An 18398-nucleotide genomic window follows, 5' to 3' on the forward strand; every position below is an offset into this window, starting at 1 on the left:
CTGTGGATACTTTGAGGAGTGCAAATCTTATGACTAGAGCCGCTTTATCCGGTTCTAAGTTTCCATCTGGAAACCTGTGGAAAATACTGCCTTTAGCAATACTATTATGTGTAGCTTTTACACTGCCTACATTGGCACAAGAAAAAGAGAAATTGTGGCGAACCCTCAGTGTCAGTGGTCGCGGAGTTGAAACAATTCCTACAACCCTGGCACAAGTAAGTTTAGGAGTGGAGATTCAGGGGAAAACAGCCCAGGAGGTACAGCAAGAAGCCGCCCGGAGGTCATCGGCTGTAGTTGCGTTCCTCAAGAGCCAAAATGTCGAAAAATTACAAACTACTGGTATTCAGCTTAATCCAGTTTACAGCTACACCAATAATGTGCAGAGGATTACAGGTTATGCTGCCAATAACACAGTAAGTTTTCGCATTCCTACCGAGAAAGCTGGTACATTATTGGATGATGCAGTGAAAGCGGGTGCAACACAAATTAATGGTATTAGTTTTGTTGCTAATGATGAAGCGATCGCGGCTGCTCAAAAACAAGCATTAAAAGAAGCTACCCAAGACGCCCAGCAGCAAGCTGATGCCGTTTTCAGTGCCTTGGGTTTCAAATCCAAAGAAGTGGTGAGCATTCAAGTTAATAATGCCAGTGCGCCTCCACCACCGATGTTTTTACGGGCTGAGGCTTCAAAGTTAGCCAACGCCGATGCTTCCACCCCTGTCGTTGGTGGTGAACAGCAAGTAGAAGCATCGGTGACATTGCAAATTAGTTATTAGTCATTAGTCCTTTGTCATTTGTCATTTGTAAAGGCAAAGGACTAATAATTAATGCCGAATCTCCCTCAAGAGTGCTGAGTTCCAAGTTCCGTTAGCGGATAGCGATGGTTTAGCCAGTGCTGAGTAGTAGTCTGTCAATAAATAATTGATGCGTAGATTCCCTCTAGAGACTGCGATTTATCGCGTCTCTCTAACCGTCAAAATGAATTTGACAGACCAGTAGGACAGAGGGGAGAATAACTCCAAACTCCAAACTCCTAACTCCAAACTCCTAACTCCTAACTCCTAACTCCTAACTCCTAACTCCTAACTCACCACTGTTTTGCCCAATTAGAAATTCTCTGGCGAAAAATCTCCGCCCCCTTCTGAATCGCGCTTAGAACCTAATAAATCCAGTTGATCTACTTGGATAACTGGTGAGGATCGGTTTGCTCCTGTTTGGCGATCGCTCCATGTGTCAAACTTCAAGGAACCTTTGACTGCAATTTGCCTGCCTTTACGTACATAATTACCTGCCACCTCAGCCGTTTTTCCCCATAGCTCCAAATTAAACCAGTCAGTATGTTCGCCTTCTTTAGTACGGCGATTAACAGCTAGTGTTAATTTACACTTAACACTACCAGACTCAAAATACTTAATCTCTGGATCGCCGCCTACACGACCAATGAGGGTGACAACATTAATACTCATGTGCGTTACCTTTTAGTACATGCGTACTTAGTAATTTAGACTTTCATCATAGCGAATTGTGAAACACTTGAAAATAATGCGTTAAACAGTTAACAATATAATTGACTTGAAAAATTATACATACTACTGGGAGAAACACATAAAAGTATACAGATATACTAAGCTAACCATAAAATATCAATAAACAGATAAGTGACATATAGTAAATATTCCTGGGAATCATATAAAAATATAGTCTAGTTTACTGAACTCAGGATATAAACATAATCAAATCAACTCTACCGTTGTAGTCAAGAAGTATCGCACATAGGGGGCTTATAGACGCGTGGGTATTTTTAGGAACTTTCGCACATCATGGGATATGGGTATCGACCTCGGTACTGCTAACACCCTCGTTTATGTATCTGGTAAAGGTATTGTACTGCAAGAGCCTTCTGTAGTTGCTATCGATGTCAATGAAAAGGTAGCACTGGCAGTAGGAGAAGAAGCCAAAAAAATGCTCGGTCGTACACCTGGAAATGTGATTGCCCTCCGCCCCTTGCGCGATGGTGTAATTGCTGATTTCGATATAGCCGAGCTAATGCTCAAAAGCTTTATTCAACGTGTAAATGAAGGCAAATCATTAATTTTACCTCGAATTGTTATTGGTATTCCCAGTGGTGTCACTGGGGTAGAAAGGCGAGCTGTAATGGATGCAGCTCATCAAGCAGGAGCAAGAAAAGTTTATTTAATCGATGAACCTGTAGCTGCTGCCATTGGTGCAGGACTACCTGTTGCTGAACCCACTGGCAACATGATCATCGATATTGGTGGTGGCACAACAGAAGTTGCAGTACTGAGTCTTCAGGGTACGGTAATCAGTGAATCAGTACGCATTGCTGGGGATGAACTGACTGAAGCGATCATTCAGTATATTAAGAAAGTTCATAACTTAGTTATTGGTGAACGTACCGCCGAGGACATCAAGATTCGGATTGGTTCTGCCTATCCTACTAATGATGATAATGACGCGATGATGGAAGTCCGAGGCTTACACCTGCTTTCTGGTCTTCCGCGAACTGTAACCATCAAAGGCCCTGAAATCCGTGAAAGTATGTTGGAACCGCTATCAGTAATTATAGAAGCTGTGAAGCGGACACTAGAACGTACACCTCCAGAACTGGCGGCAGACATTATCGACAGAGGTATTATGTTAGCTGGTGGTGGTGCTTTGCTCAAAGGCATAGATACCTTAATTAGCCATGAAACGGGGATTGTCACCCACATTGCTGCCGATCCTCTCTGCTGTGTTGTGTTGGGAACAGGTCGTGTGTTAGAAAACTTTAAACAGTTAGAACGAGTTGTCACTGAAAGCTCTCGCAATATGTAGCAAAAAAATATCAGACTAGTGGTCTGTCCCATTAGTAATGCCCAGGTTTGTAGTGAGCGATTTATCGCTCAAATCAAGGACTAAAGTCCTTACTACGAACTTTTATAACCCTTCAGAATTAATGAGACAGACCACTAGAGTTCTATTTGAGTTCTATTTGGGTTTTATATAAATAGAATCCAAGTAGAACTTAATTTTTTAAATATGTTGAGGTATATATGGTTACAATACGGCGTTGGTGGGATCATAAAGGGTTACAAATCGGGTTGATAGCTCTAGTAGTTGGTAGTGCTTGGATATTGCGACAAACTCAAGGTGAACTGGTGCTTGAGACATACCAGGCAATTACCCGTCCGTTAGAGATGTTGCAGTCAGGGCCAACTCCAGAAGAACGTCTCAGAGATGCACGGATATTGGAATTGGAAACCCGTATAGTAGATTTGGAAAGTCAAAAGACCAAGCTACAAGATTTATTAGGCTATGTGGAAAAAGAGCCATTGGCATCACGGCCAATTCCAGCGCGGGTAGTAGGACGTAGTGCTGACCAGTGGTGGCAACAAGTTACTTTGAATCGCGGTGCCAATGCAGGGATTCAGGAAGGCTTCATAGTCAAGGCAGAGGGCGGATTAGTGGGTTTAGTCGAGAGCGTAACTCCCAATACTAGCCGCGTGTTGTTAATTAGCGATCTCAAAAGTCAAGTGGGTGTATCAGTTAGCCGCACAGCAGCTAAAGGCGTTTTGCGAGGGGATTCTTCAGCAGAAGCTGTGCTGGAGTTTTATGAAAAAGTCCCAAATGTCAAGGTAGGAGATTTAGTTTCCACATCTACTTATAGTCAGAAATTCCCATCTGGTTTAGCAGTAGGACGAATCAAGTCGCTGGATTTAAAGAAACTCCCGGCATCAGTAGCGAAAATTGAGCTTTTTCCGCCAATCCGCTCTCTTGATTGGGTAGCTGTTTATCCAAAGCCAGAAAACCAAGAGTTGGTAAATCAAGCGCCGAAAAAATCTAAGTAAATTCTTCAAAAAAATCTATATAAAAATGAAGATTCCTGCATTTGGTGGTAGCAGGCAGAAAAAGCCAAAATCATCACAGCGAAAATCGAAATTCCGAATCCAGCCACTTTCTCGTTGGCATCCTGGTGTACGTCAGTTGTTGGGTTGGATAGTTACGGCTAGTTCTGTACTCTTATGTTTGCTATTATTGCCAACCCGCTTACCGGGTATGGAATTATTGGGAATTGCCCCAAACTGGCTGTTAATTTGGGTGGTAGCTTGGAGTGTGAAGCGCACAGTGTTTGCCGGAGCCTTGGCAGGTATAGTTCTGGGGCTACTTCAAGATTCAATGACATCACCTAACCCTACTCATGCTCTTAGTTTAGGTATAGTGGGAATTTTAACTGCTCTGCTCCAGAAACAGCGTTTTATCGAAGAAGATTTTATTTCAATTGCTGTAATTGTCTTTGTGATGGCAGTTTTGGCAGAAACTATTTTTGGGTTGCAATTAACTTTGATGGGGAATGAGCGCAAAGTAACAGATATTTGGACATATTACCAGCGTGTCGCCCTAGCCTCTGCCATTCTTAGTAGTCTGTGGGCACCTGTGGTCTATTATCCGCTAAATCTTTGGTGGCAACGGATGAAATTGTTGGAACAATAGTCAGCCCCTGCGGGGAAGTCAAAAGTCAAAGGATTTTGGATTTTAGATTTTAAATTTTGGATTGACCCCGATAATCAAACAACACCCTATCATGGTAGTTAGTGGCATTTATGTTTGATACTTTCTTTTTTGCCTTAAAAGAATATCAGGTAAGTCATATCCTGATTTCCTGAGGGTAGAATGTGGAAGCTTTTACTAAGTAATCTAATTGGAGAACGCTAATGTCAAAGGAAAGAAAAAGTAATAAAGAGGTTAAAAAGCCTAAAAAAGATCCCAAAGACAAAAAGGAGAAAAACGACTCAAATAAATAGAACGATTTAAGTAAATAGCTTTAGCGAAGACCAAGAGTTGTATTTATTTAAATTGACAATACTTCGTCCAGTAGGATTGGGTAGGAGAAGTTATTGTCAACAATCTATTCACCCTTGGTCAAGCCTCAAAATTTCATAATTTAGGTTAGTGCGTGCGATTGCAACTAAATTAGGCAGGAGTAAACTTCAAGGAAACCCCATTCATGCAATAGCGCTTGCCTGTGGGTGCAGGGCCGTCATCAAAAACATGACCCAGATGACCACCACAGCGACTACAATGCACTTCAGTTCTGGTCATAAACAACGACCGATCTACAGTAGTAGCGATCGCACCTTCAATCGGCTTAAAGAAGCTAGGCCAGCCAGTACCACTGTTAAATTTGGTATCAGATGTAAACAATGGGAGTTCACACGCAGCACAATAATAAGTACCATTGTCGTATTCCTTATCCAATGGGCTGGTGTGAGGGCGTTCAGTCCCGTGTTTACGCAATACATTAAACTGTTCTGGCGTTAAAATAGTACGCCACTCTTCTTCAGGTTTGGTAATTTCAAATCCACTATTAGAAGTTGTCATCGCTTCTGACCCCCAATTGATATACCTTGATAACAAGGCTGTGCCGACTATTACTGCACTAGCCTGTAAAAAATACCGTTTGTCCATATATCTATTATTTTCTATTTTCGGGTTCACTGGGCAATCAACTCTAGTACGGAATTCCCTACATTAATGACTATAATCAGCGATCGCTCTGAATTCCCCCTGATAAACTGATTAAAATTAGCTAAGAAATAACCAAATAAAGTCACCGTATATTAATGGCAAGGTGCTTTTTTGGTCAGGTTAGCAAGTATTTTAAATATAGGGCGTAAAAAAATAAACTAAATGAAAGCGATGTCTAACGACAAGCCGCAAGCCGTCTGCGCTTCTGATTTTGCATCTATCGTCGGCGAAGAAAATGCTGTTTGTCTGTGGGAAAATATAGAACTAAGTCAGCAAAAACCTATCCAACAGGCTATAGCTTCTGGAAATTCTCCCAGTTGTATCGTCTATCCCCGCACTCAACAACAGCTAGCCGCAGTCATCGCTACAGCTTACACTAACAACTGGCGTATTCTCCCCTGTGGTAGTTGCAGTAAACTTAGCTGGGGCGGTTTAGCTAAGGGCGTTGATGTTGTAGTTAGTACACAACGCATGAACCAACTGATTGAACACGCTGTTGGGGATTTGACTGTCACAGTAGAAGCTGGGATGAAGTTCTCTGATTTGCAAGCACTTTTGGCAAAATCGCGGCAATTTCTTGCTCTTGACCCCGCAGCACCAGAGTCTGCAACCATTGGTGGTATTGTTGCCACAGGTGATACAGGTTCTCTGCGACAACGTTATGGTAGTGTGCGCGACCAGTTACTAGGTATTACTTTTGTACGTGCTGATGGAGAAATTGCTAAAGCTGGGGGAAGAGTAGTTAAAAATGTCGCCGGATATGATTTGATGAAGTTGCTTACTGGATCTTATGGCACATTAGGCTTTATTAGTCAACTAACTTTTCGCCTGTATCCGCTAGCAGAGGCATCGGGAACGGTGGTACTAACGGGTAGTGCAGAGGCTGTATCTCAAGCGGCTGATATCCTTCGAGGTTCGGCGTTAACACCAGTTCAGGCTGATTTGCTATCAACTAAGTTGGTGTCTAGTTTAGGTTTGGGGCAAGGACTGGGATTAATTGCCCGGTTTCAAAGTATTAGTGAGAGTGTTAAGGAACAGTCAAACCGAGTTTTGGAAGTAGGGCAAAAGTTGGGTTTAGATGGGGCAATTTTTGCTGATGGTGATGAGGCTAATCTATGGCAGAGATTGCAAGAACGAATCCATACTACTGCTACAGAATCAGTAATTACCTGCAAAATAGGAGTGTTACCGACTGCTGCTGTGGAGATTTTAACTCAGGTGGAGTTGGGTTTAATTCATATAAGTAGTGGTTTAGGTTTGTTACAATTAGAGGATGAAAATAAAGTTTTGAAAGTGCGCGATGAGCTACGATCCGCCGGAGGCGATCGCACTCAAACTAATAGTGGTTTTTTAACAATTCTGGATGCACCAGTGGCGGTTAAAGAACAAATAGATGTTTGGGGTTATACGGGAAATGCTTTGCCTTTGATGCGCCGTATTAAGGAACAGTTTGATAGTAAGAATATTTTAAGTCCTGGGCGGTTTGTGGGTGGAATTTAAGAAATAAGAAACGAACCGCCAAGGACGCCAAGGACGCAAAGGAAGAGGGGAAAAGAATTAATTATGCAAGTTTCCGAAAATTCTGTTAATAATACGGCTAGTTTAAAGAATTTGAAGGGGTTTGATGAGAGTCATCCGCCTGACCCAAAGTTGATTGATAGTTGTGTGCATTGTGGATTTTGTCTCTCGACTTGTCCGAGTTATCGGGTGCTGGGTAAGGAGATGGATTCTCCTAGAGGACGTATCTATTTAATGGATGCAATTAATGAGGGTGAGATTGCTTTAAATACGGCAACTGTAGAACATTTTGATTCTTGTTTGGGGTGTCTTGCTTGTGTGAGTACTTGTCCTTCTGGTGTGCAGTATGACAAGTTGATTTCTGCAACTCGTCATCAAGTTGAACGAAATTATCCCCGCAGTTTACCAGATAAATTTTTTCGTCAACTGATATTTTCTTTGTTTCCTTATCCTAATCTTTTACGGATTTTATTAGTTCCGTTGTTGGTTTATCAAAAGTTGGGGTTTGCTAAATTCTTTCGCGCTACGGGTTTACTGAATAAAATATCGCCCCGTTTGGCAGCAATGGAATCTATTCTGCCAGAAATTACTCTCAAATCTTTTCAAGATAATTTGCCTAGTGTGATTCCTGCGAAAGGTGAGAAGCGGTATCGCGTTGGGGTAATTTTGGGTTGTGTGCAACGGTTGTTTTTCTCACCCGTGAATGAAGCAACGGTAAGAGTTTTAACGGCGAATGGTTGTGAAGTGGTGATTCCGAAATCTCAAGGTTGTTGTGCGGCGCTTCCCGAACACCAAGGACAAACAGAACAGGCGAAAGCTTTAGCAAGGCAGATGATTGATAGTTTTGCCAACACTGATGTCGATTTCGTGATAATCAATGCTGCTGGTTGCGGTCATACTTTAAAAGAATACGGTCATATTTTAGAAGATGATCTAGAATATCGGGAAAAAGCGAAGGATTTTGCAGCTAAAGTTAAAGATGCCCAAGAGTTTTTGGCAACTGTTGGCTTAACAGCGAAACTTTCAGCGTTGACTGATAAACCATTGAATTTAGTTTATCAAGATGCTTGTCATTTATTACATGGACAAAAGATTAGTGTACAACCGCGTCAGATATTGCGGCAAATTCCAGGGGTGAAGTTGAGAGAACCAATAGATGCAGCTTTATGTTGTGGCAGCGCTGGGGTTTATAATATGCTGCAACCAGAAGTTTCTGAAGAATTGGGTCGGCAAAAAGTAGAGAATTTGTTGAATACTGGTGCTGAGTTAATTGCTTCTGCTAATCCTGGGTGTACTTTGCAGATTACTAAGCATTTGCAGTCGCAAGGTAAGAAGATTTCAGTTATTCACCCGATGGAGTTGTTAGATTATTCGATTCGGGGTGAAAAGTTGAAATTGTAGATATTTCTTGTGGGGTGGACATCTTGTCCGCCCTTGGTTGTAGGCGGGTGAGACACCCACCCCAGAAGAAAAGTTAGATATTTTAATCAGTCAATAGACCTCTTGCATAAATCAAAAACCCTCTCCCTAAATCCCTCTCCCAAGATTGGGAGAGGGACTTTGAAATTGGCTCCCCTTCTCCCAAAATTGGGAGAAGGGGTTGGGGGATGAGGGCAAGTTTTACATTTGTGCAAGAGGTCTAATCTAAAGAAGCTTTTTCCGAAATAACGGCTTTATCGTCTGTATAATCACTGAAATGGGCAAGAGTGTCAGCCTAATTTTGGGTGATTTGTGATGAAACTAGATTTAGTCAGGTTTTTTCAAGCTTGCAACCCCAGTAAGACTCTGGTTGTGAGCAAACCGGAGGATAGACAATATTATATTGATTTCTCTAAAGTGCGTGGTGCCAAGATTATTGAAGAATTAGGGCGAACTATCACCCGCCTTTCACCTGAAGAACCTACTTGTCAATTGTTTACCGGACATATCGGCTGTGGCAAATCTACGGAATTACTGCGGCTAAAAACAGAGTTAGAGAAGCAGGGATTTCATGTGGTTTATTTTGAGTCTAGCCAAAGCCTGGATATGGCTGATATTGATGTTACAGATATTTTACTAGCGATCGCTCGTGAAGTGAGTCAAAGTCTGGAAGCAATAAAAATTAATCTCAAACCTGGATACTTTAAAAATCTATTTACGGAAATTTCAGAGTTTTTGCAAACGCCGTTAGATATTGGGGTTGAGGCTGAGTTATCTGTAGGTATTGCCAAGATTACCGCCAAAACGAAAGACAGTCCTAAACTTCGCGGACAGTTACGCCAATATTTAGAACCGCGTACCAATGGCATTTTAGAATCAATCAACAAAGAATTGCTCAAGCCTGCTAGAGACAAACTGAAGCAGCAAGGTAAAAAAGGACTGGTGGTAATTATAGATAATCTCGACCGAGTAGATAATTCTTTAAAGCCTTCCGGTCATTACCAGCCAGAATATCTGTTTGTTGAACGGGGTGAACAGTTAAACCAGCTAAATTGTCATGTTGTTTATACTATTCCCCTAGTGTTGATTTTTTCCAACGCTTTAGGCCGGTTAACAAATCGCTTTGGCGCAGACCCCAAGGTTTTGCCGATGGTTCCTGTGCAATTACAAGATGGTTCGCAATTTTCACAAGGAATCACGCTGCTGCAACAGATGATTATGGCGAGAGCTTTTCCTGGTGTCAGTTGGGAACAAAGCCAGCATTTGATTACTGAAGTTTTTGATAGTGCTGATAGTTTAGAACGGCTGTGCTTAGTTAGCGGCGGTCATTTGCGTAACTTGTTAATGTTATTATTTCGCTGTCTTCAGCAAGAAGACCCGCCTTTATCGCCAGAGTGCGTAAATAGAGTGATTAAACAACGCCGTAATGAGTTAACTTTGGCAATTACGCCCGATGAATGGGAATTACTGCGTGAGGTAGCGCAAGAGAAAAATTTGAGAGGTCATGAAAGATACGAACTTTTGCTTCGCAGTATGTTTGTATTTGAATACCGCGATGAAGATGGTTCGTGGTTTGATATCAATCCGATTTTGGCTGAAGCTAAGGAATTCGGGTTATAAATCGGCTGTAGAGGCGTAGAGTTGTACGCTCTTATCTCAGGTATTTTGTAAAATGGCACAAGGTTAGCGGTATCAGCAAGTGCGGGAGCTATATCAGTAAGTGCGGGAACCGTATCAGCAAGTGCGGGAGCTATATCAGTAAGTGCGGGAACCGTATCAGCAAGTGCGGGAGTTATATCAGCAAGTGCGGGAGCCATATCAACAAGTGCGGGAGCCGTATCAGCAAGTGCGGGAGCTATATCAATAAGTGCAGGAGCCGTATCAGCAAGTGCGGGAGCTATATCAACAAGTGCGGGAGCTATATCAACAAGTGCGGGAACCATGTCAACAAGTAGTAGGTTGGGTGGAGGCTTTGCGTAACCCAACATCCTGATAATATGTTGGGTTGCGCTCTTTTCAAATCTCGTTTCCAGCCTCTGGGCTGGAAATGCTGCTCCTGGCGGCTCTGCCGCCAGCAAGGGAGGCGGAGCCTCAACGAAGGCATTCCCAGTCGGAGACTGGGAACGAGACGAACGAGACGACGAGAGGAAAACGTTTCCAATAACCATACAAACAGCTAGTATAAAGTAAATTATTTATGTTATGAGTCATCAGCAAGAGTCAGAAAATTTAGCCCCTGACAATGAGCGGTCATTGCAAACTCTGGTGCGAGCAATTACCCTTTCTCAGGGAGAATTTTCGCTGATTTTCTTGCGCTGTAACTATGCTGATTTACGTCAGCGCATGGTAGAACGCCTCCGCCAATTATCTCCTGTACAAATCCGCGAAATTACTTTACCCGCATCAGTCAAAACGCTTTACACAAATATACGCGAACAACTCTTAGATGAACAGCCACTAGCATTAATGATTTTTGGTTTGGAGTCGGTTAAAGATATTGATACAGTTCTGACTTCGGCTAACCAAGTGCGGGAGGAATTTAGAAAAAACTTCCCGTTTCCGATATTGTTGTGGGTTAATGACCAAGTTCTGCAAAAATTTATTCGATTAGCAACTGATTTAGAAAATTGGGCAACTATCATTGAGTTGGAAAACCCTACTGATGATTTAGTCAACTTCCTTCAGCAAAAAACTGATGAAATCTTTGCTGGTGATGTCACGCCTAATCCCCAAATGTGCCGGGAACTTGAAACCGCCCGTCATGATTTGCACAACCGTCAAGAAGTTTTAGAACCAGCGCTGCAAGCAAGTTTAGAATTTGTCCTTGGTTTCAATGATTATTTATATGACCAGATAGATGCTGCTACGGAACACTATCAACAGAGTTTGAGTTTTTGGCAACAAAGTAATAATTTAGAACGACAAGGTATATTACTTGTTAATATTGCTTTAGCGGATGAGCGCCAAGCTGAAAAAAATCAAGTAGATAATATCAAGTATTGGCAAGAGGCTAGGAATTATATTCAGCAAGCTATTGAGATTTTTGAACAAGCACAACGTTTAGATTTAGTCGCAAAACATATTACTAAACTGGGTGAAGTGCTGCGACATTTACAAGCGTGGAAAGAGTTGCAAAAGCTTGTGGAAAAATCTCTGCCGCTACATCAAAATTATGGCACGCCGTTGCAGTTGGCTAAAGATTATGGTTTTTTGGCAGAAGTAGCCTTGGAACAGTCACGCTGGGAAGACGCTAATCAATTCGTGGGGCAAACATTGCAAATATTAGCTGATATACCTAATCTACAATTAGATGAATTTGGATTGTATCGGTTTATTTTAGCCAAATCGCAACAGGGTTTAGGTCTAGTTAAAGCAGCAATTAGCAATTTAGAAACTGCAAAAGCTGAAAGTAATCATCAGTACAACCCACGATTATATATATCTATATTAGAGAATTTAAGTAAGCTCTATTTTGAGCAACGTGAATATCTCAAAGCTTTTCAGATTAAGCAAAAGCAATTACAAATTGAACAGCAGTATGGTTTTCGCGCTTTTGTTGGTGCATCTTATCTCAACCCGCAGCGACAAGCAATTAATTCTGCACAGTTGCAAGCTGAAAACCCTGAAACCATTGCTCAAGAAATTGCTGCTTCTGGTCGTGGACAAGATGTTAAGCGATTGCGAGAAAGAATTGGCGGGACTGAGCATAAATTGACTGTAATTCATGGTCAGTCAGGAGTGGGTAAAAGTTCGATTTTGCAGGGTGGATTAATCCCGGCGTTGCAACAAGAAGCAATTGGTGAACGAGATGCTTTACCTATTTTGTTGCGAGTTTATACAGATTGGGTGGGAATGTTGGGGCAGAGTTTGGCTAAGGCTTTTGAGGAAGTCAGAGGTAATCAATTATTTGCTAATCTTGATTCTTCAGCAGCTATTTTAGAACAATTACGGAGAAATGCTGACCGGAATTTGTTGACGGTTTTAATGTTTGACCAGTTTGAGGAGTTTTTCTTTGTTTATCCAGACCAAAGTCAACGACGAGCATTTTATGAGTTTTTGCGAGTTTGTCTAGATATTCCTTTTGTTAAGGTAATTCTGTCTTTGCGGGAAGATTACTTGCATTATTTATTAGAATTAGACCGTCTGTTTAATTTGACTGCAATTAATAATAATATTCTCGATAAAAATATCCGCTATTATTTGGGTAACTTTTCGCCAGCCGATGCTATGGCTGTTGTGCAGAGTTTAACAGAACGCTCTCACTTTTATCTTGAACCTGATTTGATTGATGAATTAGTGCGGGATTTAGCAGGAGAATTGGGGGAGGTTCGCCCAATTGAGTTACAAATTGTGGGGACGCAACTGCAAACTGAGAAGATTACAACTTTAGATAAATATCGTCAGTTTGGCACTAAAGAAAAATTGGTTGAGCGATTTTTAGAAGAAGTAATTACAGACTGTGGCGCGGAGAATGAACAGGTTGCACGACTGGTTTTATATTTACTCACAGATGAAAATGGGACTCGTCCCCTGAAGACTCGTGCTGAGTTAGCCGCAGATTTGGTAGTAGAAGCCGATAAACTAGATTTGGTGTTAGAGATTTTTGTGGCATCAAGGTTAGTGTTGCTATTACCAGAATCGCCGGCTGACCGTTATCAATTGGTGCATGATTACCTTGTGTCGTTCATTCGCCAACAACAGGGTAATGAAATATTAGCAGAATTAGCTAGAGAGCGAGAACAACGCTTGCAAGCAGAAGAGAAGCTGAAGCTTGAACAAGATGCAAAGCAGATATTAGTTAATGCTCAACAAGAAGCCAAGCGGCAAATTCGCCAAGGGCGGATGCAGTTGAGAGTGAGTTCTGGTTTGGCGGTATGTCTATTATTATTTGCAGGTATATCATCCTTATATGCATTGAGTCAAATTCAAGTGGCTAAAGATGCTGATGATGAAAAGCAACAGGCAGAAAATAAAGTTAAAACGGCTGAAGCTAAATACAAGTTAGTAAATCAAAACTTGGAACAGGTAAACCAGAAAGCCTCAGAATTACAAGAGAAAAATGCCCAAGCCCAGGAAAGCATTAAAACGGCAAGCGAAAAAATAAAAACTGCTGAGGTAAAATTACAACAAGCAGCGACAAAACAACAGCAAGCAGAATCTCAAGCTCAACAAGCCCAAACCACTCTTAACCAAGCGCAAGCAAAACTTGCACAAGCAGAGAAAGCAACAGAAACAGCAGAGACAGCACAAAAAGAAGCACAAAAGGGAACGGAATTAGAACGCGCAGGTGTTAACGCCTTAAGACAGTTTGAATATACCGAGTTAGAATCGCTAGTGTCAGCAGTGCAGACTGGTAAAGAGTTAAAATCTTTGGTAAAAGATGGTCGCCCTTTAGAAAAATATCCAGCTATCAGCCCTATTTTTGCTTTGGATAGTATTCTCAATAAAATTAAAGAACGTAACCAGTTCCAAGGGCATCAAGGCAGTGTCTGGGGTGTGAGTTTCAGCCCGGACGGCAAAACCATCGCCACGGCATCATCTGACAAGACAGCGCGGTTGTGGACGCTCAACGGGCAACTGCTACAAGAATTCACAGGGCATCAAGGCTATGTCTTAAGTGTGAGTTTCAGCCCGGACGGCAAAACCATCGCCACGGCATCATCTGACAAGACAGCGCGGTTGTGGACGCTCAACGGGCAACTGCTACAAGAATTCACAGGGCATCAAGGCTATGTCTTAAGTGTGAGTTTCAGCCCGGACGGCAAAACCATCGCCACGGCATCATTAGACAAGACAGCGCGGTTGTGGAGGCTCAACGGGCAACTGCTACAAGAATTCACAGGGCATCAAGGCTATGTCTTAAGTGTGAGTTTCAGCCCGGACGGCAAAACCATCGCCACGGCATCAGATGACAACACAGCGCGGTTGTGGAGGCTCAACGGGCAACTGCTACAAGAATTCACAGGGCATCAAGGCTATGTCTTAAGTGTGAGTTTCAGCCCGGACGGCAAAACCATCGCCACGGCATCAGATGACAACACAGCGCGGTTGTGGACGCTCAACGGGCAACTGTTACAAGAATTCACAGGGCATCAAGGCTTAGTCAATAGTGTGAGTTTCAGCCCGGATGGCAAAACCATCGCCACGGCATCATCTGACAACACAGCGCGGTTGTGGACGCTCAACGGGCAACTGCTACAAGAATTCAAAGGGCATCAAGGCTTAGTCAATAGTGTGAGTTTCAGCCCGGACGGCAAAACCATCGCCACGGCATCATCTGACAACACAGCGCGGTTGTGGAGGCTCAACGGGCAACTGTTACAAGAATTCACAGGGCATCAAGGCTATGTCTTAAGTGTGAGTTTCAGCCCGGACGGCAAAACCATCGCCACGGCATCATTAGACAACACAGCGCGGTTGTGGAGGCTCAACGGGCAACTGTTACAAGAATTCACAGGGCATCAAGGCTTAGTCAATAGTGTGAGTTTCAGCCCGGATGGCAAAACCATCGCCACGGCATCATCTGACAACACAGCGCGGTTGTGGACGCTCAACGGGCAACTGCTACAAGAATTCACAGGGCATCAAGGCTATGTCTTAAGTGTGAGTTTCAGCCCGGACGGCAAAACCATCGCCACGGCATCATTAGACAACACAGCGCGGTTGTGGACGCTCAACGGGCAACTGTTACAAGAATTCACAGGGCATCAAGGCTATGTCTTAAGTGTGAGTTTCAGCCCGGACGGCAAAACCATCGCCACGGCATCAGATGACAACACAGCGCGGTTGTGGACGCTCAACGGGCAACTGCTACAAGAATTCAAAGGGCATCAAGGCTATGTCTTAAGTGTGAGTTTCAGCCCGGACGGCAAAACCATCGCCACGGCATCATCTGACAAGACAGCGCGGTTGTGGACGCTCAACGGGCAACTGCTACAAGAATTCAAAGGGCATCAAAACAGTGTCTTAAGTGTGAGTTTCAGCCCGGACGGCAAAACCATCGCCACGGCATCATTAGACAACACAGCGCGGTTGTGGACGCTCAACGGGCAACTGCTACAAGAATTCAAAGGGCATCAAGGCTATGTCTTAAGTGTGAGTTTCAGCCCGGACGGCAAAACCATCGCCACGGCATCAGATGACAACACAGCGCGGTTGTGGCCTGTGGAGAATTTAGACCACTTGTTGGTGCGGGGTTGCAATTGGCTGCATGATTATTTGCAGAATAACTCGAATTTGAGCGATCGCGATCGCCATCTCTGCGACGATATCAAGTAAAAGCCAAGGGAAAAATTATGCCTCGCTGGATTAATATCAGCTTGCCAGATAAAACGCCATTGCGATCGCAACGACATATCACAACTAATATACCGCAATACAGTTCAGTTAAGCCCAAAAACCTTGGTAAAGACGCGAAATTTCGCGTCTCTACAGGTCTAAAATTAGTACCAAAAATCCTTAACTGAACCGTATTGTAATATACCGAACATTATATAATTGCTCCATCCGGTAGCAATGCGATCGCCAGAAAACAGATTGCGATTATATAATAGGCGATCGCTTCTATCTATTCGATGTAGCTCAAGCAATATTTGGCGATCGCCCTCTCATATTGAATCAAAGCCATTTTAACCAAAGCGCGATAGCACTACTTGTCCATCAGGCGATCGCTTCTTTAATCCTTCTGCTTTTAGCCCAATACGGTTGGGTTAAGGGTTATTGGTACAAAATATTGGGTTTTGAGACGCGATAAATCGCCGTTTCTACAAGTGTTTTGGTCTTATCTGAACTGTATTGGCTTTTAGCCCACTGCATAGTCACTCATTTCACGCATGAAAGGAGGATGAAAACCTAGCACAATATCTTGTTTTGGTACGCCCAAATCGACTAAATCTGCCGCAATATCATGCTCTGTTGAATTGTAAAAAATCCAGATTTTCTCATTCCGAATATCCAGATGCATGACACAATGATGTACCCAGCGCTTATCCTGCCAGCCCAGATGCACAATTTGATAGTGATCTCGCGGCGTATCAAAGATAGTCTCAACCTCAATATCACCATAAGCTGGCTTAACTTCTGCGTAACCCATCAACAATTGCTGCACGATTTGCTGATAGTTCGTTAATTTATCCGTCAGTCCTTCCATTGTGAAATTTGCTCCAATTCAATGTCGTAAACAATCATTTTTACGGTATTTTCTTGTAGCATTGAGGCGGGAAAATCAAGTTGAAAGAAGCTGTTATAGATTAGATCGGGGACGGCTAGATAGAGAATGCGATCAGGTTCTTGACGACGCAATGCAGCCCGATAGTTAATAAACTGCCCCAGTGCTGTATGAAACTCTGAAATTGCCGATGCACTAGCCAAAAAACTTTTGACTTCAACCGCAATTTTTTTATCTCCTCGCTCCGCCGCCAGTAATCGTTCTGCCCCCAAGTCAATTTCCATATCTACACCACCTACTTTAATCTGAAGCGGATCGTGAGTAACATTCCACCCATCTGATTCAAGAGCCGTCTTAACGACTTGATGAAAACGATCCTTAGCCACAACAGACGATCCGATCTAGAGGTGCAATTCAAACCTATCACACCAAGCTGTCATAGCGATCGCTACTCCTCTAATCGCTGAAGAGCGTGGACATTTGTGGAAAACGCATACATATACCCGTCATTACAATGAATTGACTTGCAGTACTTATGGCGAACTGGGCTAATTTTACCGTGTGCTGTTCTCATCTCAAACACGCCACTTTCTCGGACAGTTAACCTGCCGACATGAGTACCTGCAAACTTCCCTTTTGGGAGGATTGCCCGTACATTACTGGGGTAAAGTTTTCCTCGTCAAGGTTAAAAAGGCTTGTCATGTTCAGTTCACTTCTTTAGCTAAATACGGATGTTTAAAACTGAACGACAGAGCAGAGAACTGGAAAGTATTCTTTGGTGTCGTGACCTTTTTAACGTAGTCCGCAAAGGACTTAGACTGGCTACCTCTCCAATGGTTTGTATTAGTTATCCACTAATGTCCACTGTTTAGCGGATAGCCCTCAATGATCGTGAGTTGAAAATCCTCTACAGCTTTACTGAGGGTAAATTTACTATAAGGCATCAGGATTTTCCCTATTATTTTCTGATATAAAAACTATTTAATTAACCCGTAGCGAGCAAGATGCTTTCAATCCCACACCCGACGCAAATTCAAGACAAAACTCGGTAACACTTCTTCACCCGACAACTCAGCAGGATTCTCCAACACTTCCACATCTTTATCCGGTCGATAAATTTCCACCCGTCGCTGCTGCGGATCGATTAACCAACCAAGTTTAGCGCCATTGTCGATATACTCCCTCAATTTATCTTGCAGGGACTTGAGAGTATCTGAACTAGAGCGTAACTCAACCACAAAATCGGGGCAGATATTAGCAAACGTTCCTTTTTGTGCCGAAGTAAGCGCCTGCCATCGTTCTCCACTCACCCAAGAGGCATCGGGGGAGCGAGTCGCACCATTGGGTAAAATGAAGCCTGTAGAAGAGTCAAAGGCTTCACCCGGTTCACCCGCATTACGCCACCACAAATACAATTCGCCAGAAATACTGCAATTTCGCGCTCCAGTTTCCCAGCCTGTTGGTGGGTTCACTATTAATTCTCCTTGTGCGGTTCTTTCCAGTCTCAAGTCTCGGTTGGCTGCGGCTAAAGCAGCAAACTGTTCTTGGGTAACATACAGCCCAATCGACTTAGGCAACTCAATCAATAGGGTTTCGGTTTCTGGACTAGCGGGTGTTTGTACCATGTTGACCTCTTACCAATAGGGATTCGGTAAATGATGCTTACCCTATTAACTAACAAATTCTACAAGCTTTCTTAGCGTCCGCCTCCGGCACTGTACGATCGCCCAAGCCTATCGAACGCAAGCGCAATTGCAGATAATTATAA

15 protein-coding genes are annotated in these 18398 nt (G+C 43.0%); 10 read left to right on the top strand and 5 right to left on the bottom strand.

Annotation, left to right across the window (positions count from 1 at the left end):
• Positions 1-29: 29 nt before the first annotated feature.
• Positions 30-776 carry an SIMPL domain-containing protein gene (locus tag D1367_RS04020; protein ID WP_118163240.1) on the top strand — a complete coding sequence of 249 codons (747 nt, stop codon included), beginning with the start codon at positions 30-32 and terminating at the stop codon, positions 774-776.
• 330 nt (positions 777-1106) lie between these two features.
• Here the strand turns inward: D1367_RS04020 and D1367_RS04025 are convergent, their stop codons facing one another.
• Positions 1107-1466 (bottom strand): single-stranded DNA-binding protein, encoded by a 360-nt coding sequence (locus D1367_RS04025; RefSeq protein WP_118163246.1) that lies wholly within the window; start codon positions 1464-1466, stop codon positions 1107-1109.
• A gap of 361 nt (positions 1467-1827) precedes the next feature.
• On the opposite strand from D1367_RS04025, the gene D1367_RS04030 reads away from it, so the two are divergent.
• From D1367_RS04030 to mreD, 3 genes are all read left to right on the top strand, one after another.
• A complete protein-coding gene (locus tag D1367_RS04030) occupies positions 1828-2835 on the top strand; it encodes a rod shape-determining protein (protein WP_118163251.1) in 1008 nt (335 codons plus the stop codon).
• 218 nt (positions 2836-3053) lie between these two features.
• Positions 3054-3848, top strand: coding sequence for a rod shape-determining protein MreC (mreC, locus tag D1367_RS04035; RefSeq protein ID WP_118163255.1), 795 nt, complete (start codon positions 3054-3056; stop codon positions 3846-3848).
• 25 nt (positions 3849-3873) lie between these two features.
• Positions 3874-4491: a rod shape-determining protein MreD gene (gene mreD / locus D1367_RS04040; RefSeq protein WP_118163258.1), complete on the top strand. Its 618-nt coding sequence runs from the start codon at positions 3874-3876 to the stop codon at positions 4489-4491.
• Between the two features lie 480 nt (positions 4492-4971).
• Here mreD and msrB read toward each other — a convergent pair whose 3' ends face one another.
• A complete protein-coding gene (gene msrB, locus D1367_RS04045) occupies positions 4972-5466 on the bottom strand; it encodes a peptide-methionine (R)-S-oxide reductase MsrB (RefSeq protein ID WP_118163261.1) in 495 nt (164 codons plus the stop codon).
• A 222-nt stretch (positions 5467-5688) separates the two neighbouring features.
• On the opposite strand from msrB, the gene D1367_RS04050 reads away from it, so the two are divergent.
• The 6 genes from D1367_RS04050 (at position 5689) to D1367_RS30435 (ending at position 15929) form a co-directional block, all read left to right on the top strand.
• The gene (locus D1367_RS04050) at positions 5689-7026 is read left to right on the top strand and encodes an FAD-binding oxidoreductase (RefSeq protein ID WP_118163265.1); all 1338 of its coding nucleotides are present in this window, start codon (positions 5689-5691) and stop codon (positions 7024-7026) included.
• Positions 7027-7089: 63 nt separating this feature from the next.
• Entirely contained in the window at positions 7090-8445 is a 1356-nt protein-coding gene (locus D1367_RS04055; RefSeq protein WP_118163268.1) for a (Fe-S)-binding protein, read from the top strand.
• 333 nt (positions 8446-8778) lie between these two features.
• The gene (locus D1367_RS04060; RefSeq protein WP_118163271.1) at positions 8779-10083 is read left to right on the top strand and encodes a P-loop NTPase fold protein; all 1305 of its coding nucleotides are present in this window, start codon (positions 8779-8781) and stop codon (positions 10081-10083) included.
• Between the two features lie 247 nt (positions 10084-10330).
• On the top strand, positions 10331-10456 hold the full coding sequence (locus D1367_RS32635; RefSeq protein WP_276469597.1) for a hypothetical protein: 126 nt from the start codon (positions 10331-10333) through the stop codon (positions 10454-10456).
• Positions 10457-10665: 209 nt separating this feature from the next.
• Complete coding sequence (locus D1367_RS04070; RefSeq protein ID WP_118163275.1) at positions 10666-15741, top strand: WD40 domain-containing protein; 5076 nt, start codon at positions 10666-10668, stop codon at positions 15739-15741.
• Between the two features lie 17 nt (positions 15742-15758).
• Complete coding sequence (locus tag D1367_RS30435) at positions 15759-15929, top strand: hypothetical protein (RefSeq protein ID WP_181985063.1); 171 nt, start codon at positions 15759-15761, stop codon at positions 15927-15929.
• A 335-nt stretch (positions 15930-16264) separates the two neighbouring features.
• Here D1367_RS30435 and D1367_RS04075 read toward each other — a convergent pair whose 3' ends face one another.
• The 3 genes from D1367_RS04075 to D1367_RS04090 all read right to left on the bottom strand — a co-directional run bounded on the left by D1367_RS04075 (position 16265) and on the right by D1367_RS04090 (position 18255).
• Positions 16265-16612 (bottom strand): XisI protein, encoded by a 348-nt coding sequence (locus D1367_RS04075; protein ID WP_118163280.1) that lies wholly within the window; start codon positions 16610-16612, stop codon positions 16265-16267.
• On the bottom strand, positions 16600-17016 hold the full coding sequence (locus D1367_RS04080; RefSeq protein WP_118163283.1) for an element excision factor XisH family protein: 417 nt from the start codon (positions 17014-17016) through the stop codon (positions 16600-16602). The genes D1367_RS04075 and D1367_RS04080 overlap by 13 nt, the downstream gene beginning before the upstream one ends.
• A gap of 624 nt (positions 17017-17640) precedes the next feature.
• Positions 17641-18255 (bottom strand): Uma2 family endonuclease, encoded by a 615-nt coding sequence (locus D1367_RS04090; RefSeq protein ID WP_118163287.1) that lies wholly within the window; start codon positions 18253-18255, stop codon positions 17641-17643.
• Between the last annotated feature and the right edge of the window lie 143 nt (positions 18256-18398).

The sequence above is a fragment of the Nostoc sphaeroides genome, from assembly GCF_003443655.1.
GTDB classification, from domain to species: Bacteria; Cyanobacteriota; Cyanobacteriia; order Cyanobacteriales; family Nostocaceae; genus Nostoc; species Nostoc sphaeroides.

Excerpts from the sequence above, each read along its gene's own strand:
- D1367_RS04055 (WP_118163268.1), top strand. The coding sequence starts at position 7,090 with ATGCAAGTTTCCGAAAATTCTGTTAATAATACGGCTAGTTTAAAGAAT.
- D1367_RS04070 (WP_118163275.1), top strand. The coding sequence starts at position 10,666 with ATGAGTCATCAGCAAGAGTCAGAAAATTTAGCCCCTGACAATGAGCGG.
- D1367_RS04025 (WP_118163246.1), bottom strand. The coding sequence starts at position 1,466 with ATGAGTATTAATGTTGTCACCCTCATTGGTCGTGTAGGCGGCGATCCA.
- D1367_RS04030 (WP_118163251.1), top strand. The coding sequence starts at position 1,828 with ATGGGTATCGACCTCGGTACTGCTAACACCCTCGTTTATGTATCTGGT.
- mreC (WP_118163255.1), top strand. The coding sequence starts at position 3,054 with ATGGTTACAATACGGCGTTGGTGGGATCATAAAGGGTTACAAATCGGG.
- mreD (WP_118163258.1), top strand. The coding sequence starts at position 3,874 with ATGAAGATTCCTGCATTTGGTGGTAGCAGGCAGAAAAAGCCAAAATCA.
- D1367_RS04075 (WP_118163280.1), bottom strand. The coding sequence starts at position 16,612 with ATGGAAGGACTGACGGATAAATTAACGAACTATCAGCAAATCGTGCAG.
- D1367_RS04050 (WP_118163265.1), top strand. The coding sequence starts at position 5,689 with ATGAAAGCGATGTCTAACGACAAGCCGCAAGCCGTCTGCGCTTCTGAT.
- D1367_RS04090 (WP_118163287.1), bottom strand. The coding sequence starts at position 18,255 with ATGGTACAAACACCCGCTAGTCCAGAAACCGAAACCCTATTGATTGAG.
- D1367_RS04020 (WP_118163240.1), top strand. The coding sequence starts at position 30 with ATGACTAGAGCCGCTTTATCCGGTTCTAAGTTTCCATCTGGAAACCTG.
- D1367_RS04060 (WP_118163271.1), top strand. The coding sequence starts at position 8,779 with ATGAAACTAGATTTAGTCAGGTTTTTTCAAGCTTGCAACCCCAGTAAG.
- msrB (WP_118163261.1), bottom strand. The coding sequence starts at position 5,466 with ATGGACAAACGGTATTTTTTACAGGCTAGTGCAGTAATAGTCGGCACA.
- D1367_RS30435 (WP_181985063.1), top strand. The coding sequence starts at position 15,759 with ATGCCTCGCTGGATTAATATCAGCTTGCCAGATAAAACGCCATTGCGA.